Annotated in this window: 14 protein-coding genes; 10 read left to right on the forward strand and 4 right to left on the reverse strand. The window is 49.5% G+C overall.

Translation table 11 applies throughout. The features are described 5' to 3' along the window. Positions 1-158: 158 nt before the first annotated feature. The 4 genes from AB7038_RS02010 (at position 159) to AB7038_RS02025 (ending at position 4,340) form a co-directional block, all read left to right on the forward strand. Positions 159-788 (forward strand): CDP-alcohol phosphatidyltransferase family protein, encoded by a 630-nt coding sequence (locus tag AB7038_RS02010; RefSeq protein WP_369452657.1) that lies wholly within the window; start codon positions 159-161, stop codon positions 786-788. Positions 789-790: 2 nt separating this feature from the next. Then, on the forward strand, positions 791-2,557 hold the full coding sequence (locus AB7038_RS02015) for a bifunctional alpha/beta hydrolase/class I SAM-dependent methyltransferase (RefSeq protein ID WP_072868510.1): 1,767 nt from the start codon (positions 791-793) through the stop codon (positions 2,555-2,557). A 66-nt stretch (positions 2,558-2,623) separates the two neighbouring features. After that, positions 2,624-3,955 (forward strand): dual specificity protein phosphatase family protein, encoded by a 1,332-nt coding sequence (locus tag AB7038_RS02020; RefSeq protein ID WP_368889179.1) that lies wholly within the window; start codon positions 2,624-2,626, stop codon positions 3,953-3,955. Beyond that, positions 3,948-4,340 (forward strand): hypothetical protein, encoded by a 393-nt coding sequence (locus AB7038_RS02025; protein WP_262859365.1) that lies wholly within the window; start codon positions 3,948-3,950, stop codon positions 4,338-4,340. The genes AB7038_RS02020 and AB7038_RS02025 overlap by 8 nt, the downstream gene beginning before the upstream one ends. 3 nt (positions 4,341-4,343) lie before the next feature. On the opposite strand, the gene hda is transcribed toward AB7038_RS02025, so the two are convergent. Further along, on the reverse strand, positions 4,344-5,060 hold the full coding sequence (hda, locus tag AB7038_RS02030; RefSeq protein WP_369452658.1) for a DnaA inactivator Hda: 717 nt from the start codon (positions 5,058-5,060) through the stop codon (positions 4,344-4,346). Between the two features lie 252 nt (positions 5,061-5,312). On the opposite strand from hda, the gene AB7038_RS02035 reads away from it, so the two are divergent. Beyond that, a complete protein-coding gene (locus tag AB7038_RS02035; protein WP_369452659.1) occupies positions 5,313-6,656 on the forward strand; it encodes a two-partner secretion domain-containing protein in 1,344 nt (447 codons plus the stop codon). Positions 6,657-6,900: 244 nt separating this feature from the next. Beyond that, the gene (locus tag AB7038_RS02040) at positions 6,901-7,734 is read left to right on the forward strand and encodes a two-partner secretion domain-containing protein (RefSeq protein WP_369452660.1); all 834 of its coding nucleotides are present in this window, start codon (positions 6,901-6,903) and stop codon (positions 7,732-7,734) included. A gap of 96 nt (positions 7,735-7,830) precedes the next feature. On the opposite strand, the gene uraA is transcribed toward AB7038_RS02040, so the two are convergent. Both uraA and upp read right to left on the reverse strand, forming a co-directional pair. Beyond that, positions 7,831-9,123 carry a uracil permease gene (gene uraA, locus AB7038_RS02045; protein ID WP_274369763.1) on the reverse strand — a complete coding sequence of 431 codons (1,293 nt, stop codon included), beginning with the start codon at positions 9,121-9,123 and terminating at the stop codon, positions 7,831-7,833. A 69-nt stretch (positions 9,124-9,192) separates the two neighbouring features. After that, positions 9,193-9,819: a uracil phosphoribosyltransferase gene (gene upp, locus AB7038_RS02050; RefSeq protein WP_004235255.1), complete on the reverse strand. Its 627-nt coding sequence runs from the start codon at positions 9,817-9,819 to the stop codon at positions 9,193-9,195. Between the two features lie 253 nt (positions 9,820-10,072). Here upp and purM point away from each other — a divergent pair, with 253 nt between their 5' ends. Both purM and purN read left to right on the forward strand, forming a co-directional pair. Next, the gene (purM, locus tag AB7038_RS02055) at positions 10,073-11,113 is read left to right on the forward strand and encodes a phosphoribosylformylglycinamidine cyclo-ligase (protein WP_368889174.1); all 1,041 of its coding nucleotides are present in this window, start codon (positions 10,073-10,075) and stop codon (positions 11,111-11,113) included. Continuing rightward, positions 11,113-11,745: a phosphoribosylglycinamide formyltransferase gene (gene purN / locus AB7038_RS02060; RefSeq protein WP_369452661.1), complete on the forward strand. Its 633-nt coding sequence runs from the start codon at positions 11,113-11,115 to the stop codon at positions 11,743-11,745. The genes purM and purN overlap by 1 nt, the downstream gene beginning before the upstream one ends. Positions 11,746-11,783: 38 nt before the next feature. Here purN and AB7038_RS02065 read toward each other — a convergent pair whose 3' ends face one another. Further along, entirely contained in the window at positions 11,784-12,086 is a 303-nt protein-coding gene (locus AB7038_RS02065; protein WP_032098388.1) for a helix-hairpin-helix domain-containing protein, read from the reverse strand. Between the two features lie 205 nt (positions 12,087-12,291). Between AB7038_RS02065 and speG the strand changes: the two genes are divergently transcribed. Next, a complete protein-coding gene (gene speG / locus AB7038_RS02070; RefSeq protein WP_025154837.1) occupies positions 12,292-12,882 on the forward strand; it encodes a spermidine N1-acetyltransferase in 591 nt (196 codons plus the stop codon). A 65-nt stretch (positions 12,883-12,947) separates the two neighbouring features. Further along, on the forward strand, positions 12,948-15,020 hold the full coding sequence (gene ppk1, locus AB7038_RS02075; protein ID WP_368889172.1) for a polyphosphate kinase 1: 2,073 nt from the start codon (positions 12,948-12,950) through the stop codon (positions 15,018-15,020).

The following is a 15,020-nucleotide window of genomic DNA, read 5'->3' on the forward strand; positions in this document are numbered from 1 at the left end:
TGTTATCAGCCGAAACTTTCCCTGCCCCTGATTGTCATACCTGTAACAACACAGCCCTGTGATCACACCGTATTAACTTAAGAAAACTCTTATTGCGGTGATCACAGAATAACGTATTGATAATACAGATAACTGACTGTGTGCCATCAGGGAAAAAAATGACCATTTATGATCTAAAACCGAAATTTCAGAACTTACTGCGCCCTGTTGTTATCCGCCTGTATAATGCCGGGATCACGGCCAACCAGGTCACCCTGGCGGCGATGTTTCTTTCCCTGCTCACCGGTTTCATCCTGATCCTGTTTCCCGATCCGCGTCTGTTTCTGCTGCTTCCGCCGGTACTGTTTATCCGGATGGCGCTGAACGCCATTGACGGCATGCTGGCCCGCGAACATCACCAGAAAAGCCGCTTCGGCGCGATCCTCAATGAACTGGGTGATGTGGTATCCGATACCATTCTTTACTTCCCGTTTGTCCTGCTGTTCCCGGGAGCCGCCATCTGGATACTGCTGATCCTGTTTCTCTCTGTACTGACTGAATTTATTGGTGTACTGGCACAAACTATCGGGGCATCACGCCGCTATGACGGCCCTGCCGGAAAAAGTGACCGCGCCTTTTTGTTCGGCGCACTGGGTCTGTGGGCGGCGGTTTTTCCCGCATCCCTTGACTCCGTCCTGTTTCCGGTGCTGTTTGCGCTCTTTACCGCCCTGCTGTTTCTTACCTGTTATCACCGTATCCGGCGTGCGTTGCAGGAATCTGCGCAACAAAGCGCATCTCAAAAGGACTGATTATGAGCGTATCTTCTGATTATCCGACTCAGCGTGAATGCATTGAATCTCACTTTACCACCAGTGACCAGCAGCAGCTGTTTTTCCGCCACTGGCCTTCCGCAACGGCGGAAAAGAAAGCTATTGTGCTGTTTCACCGGGGACATGAGCATTCCGGACGGGTGGCGCATCTGGCGGATGAGCTGGCGCTGCCTGATTTCGCGGTATTTGCCTGGGATGCCCGGGGTCACGGCCGTAACGATGGACCGAGAGGCTACAGTCCGTCGATGGGCACATCAATCAGTGACATCAATGAATTTATTAATTTCATTTCATCCGAATATGAAATTCCGGTCGAAAATATGGTCGTGCTCGGACAAAGTGTCGGCGCTGTCACCCTGACCGGCTGGGTGCATGATTTCGCACCGAAAATCCGGGGTCTGGTACTGGCTTCTCCGGCCTTTAAAGTCAAACTCTATGTGCCATTTGCCCGCAGCGGGCTGGCCCTGATGCAGAAAATACGCGGGCTGTTTTATGTTAATTCCTATGTCAAAGCCAAATATCTGACCCACGACCCGGTGCGTATCGCTTCATTTGAGCGGGATCCGCTGATCACGCGGCCGATTGCCGTCAATATCCTGCTGGAGCTCTACAAAACCGCTGACCGCCTGGTGGCGGATGCTGCCGCGATAACGGTGCCGACTCAGCTGTTTATCTCCGGCAGTGACCACGTGGTACACCGCAAGCCGCAGAATCAGTTCTATGCGCGGCTTAATACGCCGTATAAAGAAAAACATATTCTGCCGGGATTCTATCACGACACCCTGGGCGAAAAAGATCGTCATATCCCGCTGGCAGAAATCCGCCGCTTTGTCACCACTCTGTTTGAACAGCCGCGCTATCAGCACGACTACCGGTTTGAGGATGTGTGCAGCGCCGGTGCCGATGCTTATCGTGAATTGCAGGCTCCGCTGCCGGATTACTGCCCGAAAAACCTTGGCTATAAACTGCTCAGCAAAGCGATGTCCACCCTCGGCAAAGCTTCAGAAGGGGTCAGTATCGGCTATGATAAAGGCTTTGATTCCGGCTCTACACTCGATTATGTCTACCGCAATCAGGCTCAGGGCAAAGGGATTTTCGGCCGCATTGTTGACCGCCAGTATCTCAACAGTATCGGCTGGCAGGGGATCCGCCAGCGCAAAGTGAATATCGAAAAAATCCTGCGCCGCACCATCCGCGCATTACAGGAAGAAGGCCAGCCGGTGCGGATCATGGATATCGCCGCCGGTCAGGGTCGCTATCTCTTTGATGCCATTAATGATTACAGCCGGATAGAGTCTGTTCTGATGCGTGATTACAGCACCATCAATGTGGAACAGGGTCGTTTGCAGATCAAAGAGCGCTTTCTGGAAGACAAAATCCGTTTTGAAGAGGGCAATGCCTTTGATACCGCCGATCTGGCAGCGGTCACCCCGAAACCGACCCTCGGCGTGGTGAGCGGGTTATATGAACTGTTCCCGGAAAACCATCTGCTGCGCGATTCCCTTGCCGGGCTGGCACAGGCGATTGAAAGCGGCGGTTATCTTGTCTACACCTGTCAGCCGTGGCACCCGCAGGTAGAGATGATAGCCCGCGTTCTGCCAAGCCATCAGGGCGGTAAAGCCTGGGTGATGCGCTGCCGCAGCCAGGGGGAAATGGATGCGCTGGTGGATGAGGCCGGGTTTGAAAAACTGGATCAGCTCATTGATAACTGGGGCATTTTCAGTGTCTCAGTCGCCAGACGCCGCTGATTGTTATCATACTGAATGAAGATGTGCCTTTCCGCGCATCTTCTGTTTTACAGGGAATGAAAAACGATGACTGATGCCGCTCTGCCGCTGCCTGTTTCCCGCCGCAAACGGTGGGGATTTGCCCTGCTCTGGCTGCTGTTTCTGGCACCTTTCTTTTTTCTGACTTACGGACAGGTCAATACCTATACCGCTTCGCTGCCGTCAGTTCCTTCTTTTGCGTTCAGCTGGGAAACACATATTCCGTTTCTGCCGTGGACAATCATCCCGTACTGGAGCATCGATCTCTTCTACGGTTTATCACTGTTTATCTGTACCTCTCTGCGCGAACAGTGTATTCACGGGTTGCGGCTGGTAGTTGCGTCACTCGCAGCCTGTGCCGGGTTTCTGCTGTTTCCGCTGAAATTCAGTTTTCCCCGCCCGCAGACGGACGGCACCGCCGGCTGGATGTTTGACCAGCTGGAGATGTTTGATCTGCCGTTTAACCAGGCACCTTCTCTGCATATCATTCTGCTGTGGTTGTTGTGGCTGCGTTTCCGGGCGCATACACCACAGAAATGGCGCTGGTTTCTGCATCTGTGGTCAATTCTGATCTTAATTTCTGTACTGACCACCTGGCAGCACCATTTTATTGATGTGATCACCGGTGCCGCCGCCGGTGTGGTGATAAGCTATCTGCTGCCGGTAAGCACACGCTGGCAGTGGGTCCCGCACCGTATCCGCCGCGGCTATCAGCTGGCCGGACGGTACGCCATTATTTCGCTGGTGCTGATAACGGCGGCTGTCGTGACTGGTGGCCAGGGTTGGTGGCTGCTGTGGCCGGGGCTGGCATTTTTATGTATCACTGCCGGTTATCTCGGCGCCGGCGCATCGGTATTCCAGAAAGACAGCGCCGGACAAATTTCGCCATCTGCAGCACTCCTGCTGTTGCCTTACCGGATTGCAGCACAAATCAGCTATTACTGGTATGCAAAACAGTGCCGTCACACCAGTGTGGTCAATGAACATATCGCGCTGGGCGGTTACCCCGCAGCACCGCTGACTGCCGCCGCCGTACTGGATATGACCGGGGAATTTCCCCGCAGCCGCTATACCGCCGGGCTGGCTTATCACTGTCAGCCGCAGCTGGATCTGTTTCCGCTGACAGAAATGCAGATTGAAACGGCGGTGAACAATCTCATTCGCCTGGCGCAATCCGGTCAGGTTTATGTACACTGTAAACTGGGTTATACCCGCAGTACGACCGTCGTGGTCGCCTGGCTGATACGCGCCGGGCTGGCAGACAATGTGGAACAGGCTCTGGCAGCCGTCAGACAGGCCCGTCCGCAGATTGTCCTGCGGGAACAGACAATTGCCGCCCTGACCCGCTGGGCAGCCCGTTACGGAAAAAACGATGAATAACAGACCTCATGACGAACAGATTATTGTGATTTTTACAGCGGGCTGGCGTTTTCTGGCCGCCTTATCGGTGATGGCCTTTCTGACGCAGTTTCTGCTTTATCTTTCCGGATTTTCCGGTGAGTATCCGATGGCAGCGGGGATCCTGTTCTTTCTGTGTGCTGCGTACTTTATCTTCCGGCTGTGGCTGGATCACCATCTGTTCCGCCGCCTGGCGCAATCGTCCGACACGGATATTTTTGATGAATCCCTGACCACTCTGTTTCCCGGCAGAGCACAGCACACCCACTTCTCACAACGCTGGCGCGGCACAAAACGGCTGTTTCAGCAGGGAGCACTCTGTATGGTGCTTCAGTGGGGGGTAACGGTGATTGCCCTGCTTAACTGACAGTCACAGCCGCAGAATATCCTTGACGAACGGAATGGTCAGCTTACGCTGCGCGACAATCGACGCGTGATCGAGCCGGTCCAGCATATCAAACAGTGTGCGCATCTGACGGTCGAGGCGTTTTAAGATAAAGCGCCCGACATCTTCCGGCAGCTCAAACCCGCGCAGTTTTGCCCGCAGTTGCAGTGCCTGAATTTTTTCATCATCACTGAGCGGATGAAGTTTGTAAATCTGCCCCCAGTCCAGCCGGGAAGCCAGATCCGGTAATTGCAGCGGGATCTGACGTGGTGGTCTGTCCCCGGTGATCAATAAACAGGTTTTGCCGGTCTCAAGAATGCGGTTGTAGAGATTAAACAGCGCCATTTCCCACTCTTCATCCCCCGCAATACACTGCACATTATCAATGCAGATCAGCGACAGATGTTCCATGCCTTCCAGTACATCCGGCACAAACCAGGCGCGTTTATCCAGCGGCACATAACCGACCGCACGGTCTTTGGAAGAGACTTCGGCACAGGCGGCATGCAGCAGATGGCTTTTTCCGCCGCCGTCGCGGGACCAGAAATAGAGATAACTGCCGTGCGGCTGATTGATCGCCGTCTGAATGGCGGATAACAGAGATGCGTTTTCCCCCGCGTAGAAACTGTTGAAAGTCTCATCATCAGGGAGAGAGAGCGGTAGTGACAGTTGTGATGGCGTGTTCAGAGTTACCTCGGCCAACGGGTGAACAAACATGTCTAGTTTAACATAAATTCACCGGCTAAATGAACCCGTTCCGGGTAAAACCTCACCGGATGCAGAAAATTGCAACAGTTAATCCCTGTTTGGTTTCATCATCAATAATTCAGATCACCAATAATTGCATAAAACATCCACCTCTGAATGGCTCAACGATTATTGATACTTTATTTTATCCCGCTCTGCTAACGTAGCATCTGCATGACGCACAATATTTATATAAGGATATATATAATGAAGTTTAAATTATTATCTGCGGTTATTTTAACTGCACTTTCTGCCACGGCTTTCTCTGCAACTGAACAGACATTCTCTGATGGTTTAAAAATTAAACTGAATGAAAAAAGCACCGGGTCTGACTTACGGATTTACAAAGACAAGCCGGTTCTGGCGATTGCTGACCCTGATAAAAGAAAAATATCTCATAATTACTTTGATGAATTTAATGTCGGTAAAGAAGGTATGTATATTGGCAATAACAAAGGCGCCAATACTATCATCACCGAAGTGGTCAGCCATTCCCCGTCATTGCTGAGAGGTAATATTGATATCGTCGGTAAGCTTGGCACTCTGATTATTGCCAATCCTAATGGCATTACCTGCAACGGATGTAATTTCAGTAATATCGCTGACGTGACACTTGCAAATGCCGGTATCGAAAAATTATCCTCTTATTCTGGTCTGAATCTCTTTAAGAACAGCAAAGGCGGGATTCACATCACTGATGCTGATATCGATACAAACACGCAAGGGGGTAGCCTGAAAAAACTATCGCTTATCTCTGATAATATTTCAATTTCACGAAGTAAAATAAATGCCCCGGAAATCAATGTTGAATTAATCAGCCATGATGGGAACAATGTTAGCTGGAGCTCTTTATTTGGCTCGGCTTATCTCGATGGTGGAAGAAAATTTAATTCATCCAGAGATGCCAACACGGTTAAATCATCATTAGCCGTTAATAAAAACACCACGTTAAAGGCAAATAAAATAAACCTTAATCTTAGCGAATCATTATTCATCAATAAAGGAACGTTAGAGAGTAACCACCTGACGATTGAAAATACCATCAGGAAAGATAGCTTCCACCACAATCCTTTAGCTGTACCTGAAATGACTATGCTTAATAAAGGTAAAATAAACAGTAAAATATTAAATATAAAAACAACACCATCTGATAGTTCATTAAACGATGTATTTACAGCAAAGAGTACATTTGTTAATGATGGATTCATTACCGGTCATGTAAATGCTGATTTGAATAACAGCACTTTCATTAACAATAATGTTATAAGAAAGAATAAGGATATTGGCGGAAGTATTAAGTTGAAAATGAGAAATTCCGAATTCATTAACAACCATTATATCCGGACCTCAGGGATGACTATTGAGCATACAGGAGATGCCAAACTCACAAACAATAAAACCATTTACCTTTCTGACCTGATTGATTATTCCGGTATAAACCCGGCTTCTGGTGAGTTTGATAGTGAGAATCTCAAAGTTAAAAACAAGGGGAAAATTTATAAATATAACAGCTACAAAAATAATTACAGTAAATTAGACATTGGTAATTAAAAAACAGGATTCAGCAGGCAACTAAATTGTTGCCTGTTTTTGTTTATCACAATCAAATATCGCACATAACAACTTAACTATCGGGTTGAGTTTCCCACACCTTCATTACTGTTTTAAATAAAACAGAAATCACACCCATTTAAATTTAAAATAACAACCGCATTATTTAAATAATTATTTTTTTATTACAACACGATGTCTTTTTATGATAAAAAATACACTCAAACACATAAAAGGATATGCAATGAAAAAGAATGGACTGTTACTTTCACTTTTAGTTTTATCTCCGTTATCATCGTCTCTGGCACAGATAACAGACATCAGCATTGTAAATGATGCAGCGAAACTTAGTCATGGTGAAAATAAAAATATCATTACTGTTTCAGAAAAAGACAATTCCAATCTGTCTCATATTAAATATGATAAATTTAATGTCGGCAGCGAAGGTGTGATTTTCAATAACCAGGTCGGTGCTGATACGATTATCAACGAAGTCATTTCCCAATCCGTATCTGAACTGAATGGTGAAATCCGTATCAAAGGCAAACAGGCTAAATACACACTGATAAATCCTAACGGAATTATTTGTACCGACGCATGCAGCTTCAGAAATATAGCTTCAGTGAATCTGGTTACCGGAAAAATGATGCTTGCCGATGGCCGGGTTATCGGGCGTTCCCCGGGTGATGCCAAATTGATTATCAAAGATACTACAAAAAAAATTGCAAACCGCCTGATACTTAACGGCAAGCATATTGAAATCCGTAACAGCCGGGTGAAAACGGATTATCTTCAACTTTCTAATATGTTTAACCATATGAATGGCAGCCCGTTAAGAAACAGCATAACCCTTGATAAGCAATCAACGATAAAATCCAACAATATCAAACTTAATATTATCGATACCGATATCTCTAATTACGGCACCATCAATGGTAATGTAAACGGAACACTTCTTGTTTCAGATATCGTTAATGACGGGAAAATATCCGGAGATAATATCTCCTTTACTCTGCGTGATGCTGTTAATGTATCCGGAAACGGAAAAATTAAGTTTAAAAGCGGTCAATCTTTTTAATCACTGTTTTGAATGATGCTCACTAAAGGAAAAATCTTTCACAGCAGTGTTAAATAATCATACCGGTGAAGCCGTTACGGCTTCACCGGTATCGTATTAACTGTCTTTCTTCACTTCATCCAGATTCACATCCACCACCCGTTCTTCCGGACGGATAATATTCACCAGACGGAACACCAGTGCCAGACCAATCCCGACAACCGTTGCCAGTGCCATCCCTTTCAGTTCAGCGGCACCGATATGAATAGTCGCCCCACTGACACCGATAATCAGGATAACCGCCGTCAGGATCAGGTTTTGCGGCTTGTTATAATCCACTTTGGAATCAATCAGCACACGAATACCGGATGCACCGATAACCCCGTACAGCAGCAGTGATACCCCGCCCATCACCGGAACCGGAACAGCGGCAATCGCGGCAGCCAGTTTACCGACACAGGAGAGCAGAATCGCCAGTACCGCTGCCCCGCCGATCACCCAGGAACTGTACACTTTAGTGATCGCCATAACACCGATATTTTCGCCGTACGTGGTGTTCGGTGTGGAACCGAAGAAGCCGGACAATACCGTCGAGAAGCCGTTGGCAAACATCGAACGGTGCAGGCCCGGGTCTTTCATCAGATCTCGCTTGACAATATTCGCCGTGACCACCAGGTGACCGACGTGCTCGGCAATCACCACCAGCGCGGCCGGTAAGATGGTCAGAATGGCAAACCATTCAAAACGTGGTGTATAGAACGTCGGCAGTGCAAACCACGGTGCTTCACTTACCGGGGTCAAATCCACCGCGCCCATAAAGAAGGCCAGCGCATACCCGGTCAGCACCCCGATAAGGATCGGGATAATCGCCAGGAAACCGCGGAACACCACAGAGCCGAGAATCGTCACCCCGAGTGTGGTCAGAGAGATAATCAGCGTCGTGCTGTCCGGTGTTGCACCGTTCTCGAATTTCAGCCCGGCCATACCGGCAGCGGTACCGGCCAGCTCAAGACCGATAACCGCCACAATCGCCCCCATGGCCGCAGGCGGGAACAGCACGTTGATCCAGCCGCGTCCGGCGATTTTGACAATCCCCGCCACCAGCATAAATAACAGCCCGCAGATGATAAACCCGCCGAGGGCAAGCTCATACCCGAGCGGCAGTAAAATCAGCACCGGTGAAATAAAGGCAAAGCTGGAGCCCAGATACGCCGGGATTTTTCCTTTACAGATAAACAGATACAGCAGCGTCCCGATACCGTTAAATAACAGGATCGTGGCCGGGTTTACCTGAAACAGGATCGGCACCAGAACGGTGGCACCGAACATCGCAAACAGGTGCTGTAAACTTAACGGAATGGTGACCAGCAGTGGTGGGCGTTCATCGACTTCAATAACGCGGCGCGTCATCTTAAACCTCTTAAATGATTACTCAGGGATATGCCAAAAAAAAGCCGACTTCTCAGTCGGCTCATTAACTTATTTCGTACCAAATATCTTATCGCCCGCATCACCCAGGCCCGGCACAATGTAACCGTGTTCGTTGAGGTGATCGTCGATGGATGCGGTATACAGCTCAACATCCGGATGGGCTTTTTCCAGCGCTTTCAGACCTTCCGGCGCCGCAACCAGCACGAGGATTTTAATCGCGGTGCAGCCTGCTTTTTTCAGCAGGTCGATAGTGGCGATCATTGAACCGCCGGTTGCCAGCATCGGGTCAACCACCAGCGCCATACGCTCTTCAATATTAGAGGCTAATTTCTGGAAGTACGGTACCGGCTCCAGTGTTTCCTCATCACGATAAACACCGACAACACTGATACGGGCACTCGGGATGCTTTCCAGCACACCGTTCATCATACCGATACCCGCACGCAGGATAGGTACGACGGTAATCTTTTTACCCTTGATTTGTTCAATTTCGACCGGACCACACCAGCCGTCAATTGTCACTTTCTCAGTTTCTAAGTCTGAAGTTGCTTCATAGGTCAGCAGGCTACCGACTTCTGAGGCCAGTTCACGAAAGCGTTTTGTGCTTATATCATGATCTCGCATCAGGCCAAGTTTGTGTTTAACGAGCGGGTGTTTTACCTCGACGACTTTCATGGGTTCTCCTACTGTGTAAGCCCTGGCGGACAAAAAAATCGCGAGATTATACCGCTTTTCTTTCGCAGCGCCACCCCGGATTTGTTGATTATAGTCAATTATCACGCGTTTCATGTTCGTTACATGAATAAGTGTGATCTGACGCATTTTGTCAAAAACCGGCGTAAATCCTCTCGCAAACGTTTGCGTGGCCTGTTAGAATAGCCGCGTTTTCGATACACCCACTTACTTGCAATCGCCGTTGGGGGCCGCAGTGACTGACAAAACTTCCCTGAGTTACAAAGATGCCGGTGTTGATATTGATGCCGGTAATGCCTTAGTTTCCCGTATTAAGCATGTTGTCAAAGAGACACGCCGTCCTGAAGTTATGGGCGGGCTGGGTGGTTTCGGTGCGCTGTGTGCGGTACCGCAGAAATATAAAGAGCCGGTGCTGGTTTCCGGCACTGACGGTGTCGGCACCAAGCTGCGCCTGGCGATGGATCTGGCGCGTCATGACACAATCGGTATCGACCTCGTCGCCATGTGTGTGAACGATCTCGTCGTCGCCGGTGCTGAGCCCCTCTTCTTCCTCGACTATTACGCAACCGGCAAACTGGATGTCGATACTGCCGCCCGTGTGGTCACCGGTATTGCCGAAGGCTGCAAACAGGCAGGTTGCGCGCTGGTCGGCGGTGAAACCGCTGAGATGCCGGGCATGTATCACGGTGATGATTATGACGTAGCCGGATTCTGTGTCGGCGTGGCGGAAAAATCAGAAATTATTGACGGCAGCAAAGTCCGTGCCGGTGATGTGCTGATCGCGCTGGCATCCAGCGGCCCGCACTCCAACGGCTATTCTTTAATCCGCAAAATCCTGGAAGTCAGCAAAACTGACCCGGCAGCCACAGAGCTTGGCGGCAAATCCCTGGCGGATCATCTGCTGGCACCGACCAAAATCTACGTTAAATCTGTGCTGAAACTGATCGAAAATACCGATGTTCACGCCATCGCTCACCTGACCGGTGGCGGTTTCTGGGAAAATATCCCGCGTGTATTACCGGCCTGTACCCAGGCGCGGATTGATGCTTCCTCCTGGCAGTGGCCGTCTGTCTTTAACTGGCTGCAAAAAGCCGGCAATGTGGAAGACTATGAAATGTACCGCACCTTTAACTGTGGTGTCGGTATGGTGATTGCGCTGCCGGCAGCATCTGTACCAGCCGCCCTCGCCCTGCTGACAGAAGCGGGTGAGAATGCATGGCTGATTGGTGATATCGCGGTCTGCCGCGAAGATGAACCGCAGGTCATCATCCGCTGATGAAAAAACGCCTTGTTGTTCTGATTTCCGGCAGCGGCAGTAATCTGCAGGCGTTAATTGACGCCTGCAGTGCACAAACCCTCAATGCGGAGATTGTTGCGGTTTTCAGTAATAAAGCGGACGCTTACGGGTTACTCCGCGCACAACAGGCCGGTATTCCCGCACTGGCGCTCAGCCCGGCGGAATTCTCTTCACGGGATGATTTTGATGCCGCATTACAGGTACAGATTGATGAGTATCAGCCGGACTTAATTATTCTCGCCGGATATATGCGGATTCTGACACCGGCCTTTGTCCGCCATTACCACGGCAGAATGCTGAATATCCACCCGTCTCTGCTGCCGAAATATCCGGGCCTGCACACTCACCGCAAAGCGCTGGAAAACGGCGATGCCGAACACGGTACCTCTGTACATTTCGTCACGGAAGAACTGGACGGCGGCCCGGTCATTTTGCAGGCACGCATTACGGTTCTGCCGGATGATACCGAGGACACCCTCACCACACGGATACAACAGGAAGAACACCGCATCTATCCGCAGGTGGTTAACTGGTTTGTGCAGGGGCGTCTGGCGCTGAAAGACGATGGTGTGTATCTGGACGGGAAATTACACTCTCACAATACTATCTGATAATCTGCGCCCGGTTTTTCCCGGGCGTTTTTTCATCACTACCGCAGTTTCGCCATCTCATTAAGATACGCTTTGCGCTGCCCGGTATAATTCCACCACGGCTGTGCCGGTTGTCCGGCAAGAAAATCGGTCACTGACCAGAACACATCAATAACGCAGGGATCCTGACGGACACCGGTTACCGCACAGAGCATTTCATACATAATCACCGGATCTGAACCGGTAATATCCTGCGGCGTCTCATACCCCAGCAGACGCAGATCTTCCGCCATCGCCTCGCCGATATTCGGCAGGTCGGTAAGCGTATTAAGACGGGTGCGGCACACTTTTGTCGGGTTCATGGAAATATCCGGTATTTATTAATGATATGCGTATTACCACATACTTTATCATCTGTCTGCTGTGACCGGTACTCAAATAACACGTAATTGTCATAATTTTACACGGCTGTGCCTGTCATGACGCGGAAAAGCGGATCCCCGGATAATTCCGTTTCTGTTATGTGTTACACTGACTGATAAAATACAACCAATACTGAGGTGATTTATGTCCGGTGGTACTGCTGTTCCGCCTGTAAAACTGCGCCCGCTTGAGCGTGAAGATTTAGCGTTTGTTCATCAGATGGATAATAACGCCAGCATTATGCGTTATTGGTTTGAGGAGCCGTATGAAGCTTTTATTGAATTAAGCGATTTATACGACAAGCATATTCACGATCAGTCAGAACGCCGCTTCATCGTGGAAAGCGACGGTACCAAAGTCGGGTTGGTGGAACTGGTGGAAATCAATCATGTACACCGCCGTGCTGAATTCCAGATTATTATCGCCCCGTCACATCAGGGCCACGGGTTTGCATCCCGCGCCGCCCGTCTGGCTATGGATTATGCGTTTTCTGTCCTCAATTTATATAAACTGTATCTGATTGTGGATATCGAAAACGAAAAAGCGATCCACATTTATAAAAAGCTCGGTTTTCATACCGAAGGCCAGTTAATTGATGAGTTTTTCGTCAACGGGGAATACCGCACTGCCATCCGTATGTGTATTTTTCAGCCGGAATATCTGGTCATGAAAAATAAATCTGCAGATGCGGAAAGCTACGTTGAAAAAAATGCCCGCGTAAAGCAGAACCTGTAACGATTTTTTAGTAAACTGTACGCTGTGTTTAACCCTGATTCAGAGTAACCCGTTCCGGAGTAACAATGTCCCAAGATAGGCTCTATATGGAAAAAGAACTCAGTTGGCTGTCGTTCAACGAGCGGGTTCTTCAGGAGGCTGCCGACAAACGCAACCCGCTGATCGAGCGCATGCGTTTTCTGGGCATTTACTCAAATAACCTGGATGAGTTTTATAAAGTCCGCTATGCGGATGTGAAACGCCGCATCCTGATTAATGAGGAACAGCGCGGTTCCGGTGCCAGCGGGCGTCATCTGCTGCGTAAAATTGAAAACAAAGTGGCAAAACAGGATCAGGCATTTGATACCCTGTATAACGATCTGCTGCTGGAAATGGCGCGTAACCAGATTTTCCTGATCAACGAGCGCCAGATTTCACCGAAACAGCAAATCTGGCTGCGTCAGTATTTCCGTCAGCATCTGCGCCAGCACATCACGCCGATTATGATCCAGACCAGCACCGATCTGGTCGAATTTCTCAAAGACGATTACACCTATCTGGTGGTGGAGATTGTCAAATCCGGCCGTGAGACCCGCTATGCGCTGCTGGAAATTCCGTCCGATAAAGTCCCGCGTTTTGTCAATCTGCCGACCGAAAACGGCCGCCGCCGCCAGTCGATGATCCTTATCGACAATATTCTGCGCTACTGCCTGGACGAAATCTTCAAGGGCTTCTTCGATTTCGATGCCCTCAATGCCTATTCCATGAAAATGACGCGCGATGCCGAATATGACCTCGCCACCGAGATGGAATCCGGCATGCTGGAAATGATGTCTTCGACCCTGAAACAGCGGCTGACCGCCGAGCCGGTCCGTTTTGTCTATCAGCGCGATATGCCGGATGAAATGGTGACACTGCTGCGCGAAAAACTCGGCCTGACCAATGATGACTCCGTGATTGCCGGCGGGCGCTATCATAACTTCAAGGACTTCATCCGCTTCCCGAATGAAGGCAATAAGAATTTATTAAACAAACCGCTGCCGCGTCTGCGTCATGTCTGGTTTGATCATCACCGCAACGGCTTTGATGCTATCCGTGAACGGGATGTACTGCTCTATTATCCGTATCACACTTTTGAGCATGTGCTGGAACTGCTGCGTCAGGCCTCCTTTGACCCGAGCGTGATTTCCATCAAGATGAATATCTATCGTGTCGCCAAGGACTCCCGCATTATCGATTCCATGATCCACGCGGCACACAACGGCAAAAAAGTCACCGTGGTGGTGGAGTTACAGGCGCGTTTTGATGAAGAAGCCAATATTCACTGGGCGAGACACCTGACCGCTGCCGGGGTGCATGTTATTTTCTCCGCGCCGGGGCTGAAAATCCATGCCAAACTGTTTATTATCTCGCGTCTGGAAGACGGGGATGTGATCCGCCGGTATGCCCATATCGGTACGGGTAACTTCAACGAAAAAACCGCGCGTATCTACACGGATTACTCGCTGCTGACGGCCAACGAAGAGATCACCAATGAAGTCCGGCGCGTGTTCAACTTTATTGAGAACCCGTACCGCCCGGTCTCCTTTGATAACCTGATGGTGTCACCGCAGAATTCACGGGCAATGCTGAATCAGCTGATTGATGATGAGATTGCCAATGCACTGGCCGGCTATGAAGCCGGAATTACATTGAAAATCAACAACCTGGTGGATAAGCAGCTGAGTGAGCGTCTCTATGATGCCTCAGAAGCCGGGGTGAAAATCCGTCTGCTGGTGCGCGGTATGTGTGCGCTGGTACCGGGACAGGTGCCGTACAGTGAAAATATCCAGGTGACCAGTATCGTTGACCGGTTCCTGGAGCATGACCGGGTGTATGTGTTCACCAATAAAGGGGATGAAAAAGTCTATCTCTCCTCTGCGGACTGGATGACCCGCAATATCGATTACCGGATTGAAGTGGCGGTTCGCCTGCTGGATCCGGTGCTGCGCCGCCGGGTGCTCGATATTCTGGATATTCAGTTCAGTGATAATGAGAAGGCGCGTTATCTCGACAAAGAGATGTCCAACCATTATGTGCCGCGCGGCAACAAGCGGAAAGTCCGCTCGCAGATGGCAGTTTATGACTATATTCGTTCCCTGGAACAACCGGATAACTAA

It is taken from the genome of Morganella morganii (assembly GCF_041099235.1).
GTDB classification, from domain to species: Bacteria; Pseudomonadota; Gammaproteobacteria; order Enterobacterales; family Enterobacteriaceae; genus Morganella; species Morganella morganii_E.

What these genes read in the sequence shown, in the direction of transcription:
- AB7038_RS02010 (WP_369452657.1), top strand. Translation starts at nt 159, where the DNA reads ATGACCATTTATGATCTAAAACCGAAATTTCAGAACTTACTGCGCCCT.
- AB7038_RS02015 (WP_072868510.1), top strand. Translation starts at nt 791, where the DNA reads ATGAGCGTATCTTCTGATTATCCGACTCAGCGTGAATGCATTGAATCT.
- AB7038_RS02020 (WP_368889179.1), top strand. Translation starts at nt 2,624, where the DNA reads ATGACTGATGCCGCTCTGCCGCTGCCTGTTTCCCGCCGCAAACGGTGG.
- AB7038_RS02025 (WP_262859365.1), top strand. Translation starts at nt 3,948, where the DNA reads ATGAATAACAGACCTCATGACGAACAGATTATTGTGATTTTTACAGCG.
- AB7038_RS02035 (WP_369452659.1), top strand. Translation starts at nt 5,313, where the DNA reads ATGAAGTTTAAATTATTATCTGCGGTTATTTTAACTGCACTTTCTGCC.
- AB7038_RS02040 (WP_369452660.1), top strand. Translation starts at nt 6,901, where the DNA reads ATGAAAAAGAATGGACTGTTACTTTCACTTTTAGTTTTATCTCCGTTA.
- uraA (WP_274369763.1), bottom strand. Translation starts at nt 9,123, where the DNA reads ATGACGCGCCGCGTTATTGAAGTCGATGAACGCCCACCACTGCTGGTC.
- upp (WP_004235255.1), bottom strand. Translation starts at nt 9,819, where the DNA reads ATGAAAGTCGTCGAGGTAAAACACCCGCTCGTTAAACACAAACTTGGC.
- purN (WP_369452661.1), top strand. Translation starts at nt 11,113, where the DNA reads ATGAAAAAACGCCTTGTTGTTCTGATTTCCGGCAGCGGCAGTAATCTG.
- AB7038_RS02065 (WP_032098388.1), bottom strand. Translation starts at nt 12,086, where the DNA reads ATGAACCCGACAAAAGTGTGCCGCACCCGTCTTAATACGCTTACCGAC.
- speG (WP_025154837.1), top strand. Translation starts at nt 12,292, where the DNA reads ATGTCCGGTGGTACTGCTGTTCCGCCTGTAAAACTGCGCCCGCTTGAG.
- ppk1 (WP_368889172.1), top strand. Translation starts at nt 12,948, where the DNA reads ATGTCCCAAGATAGGCTCTATATGGAAAAAGAACTCAGTTGGCTGTCG.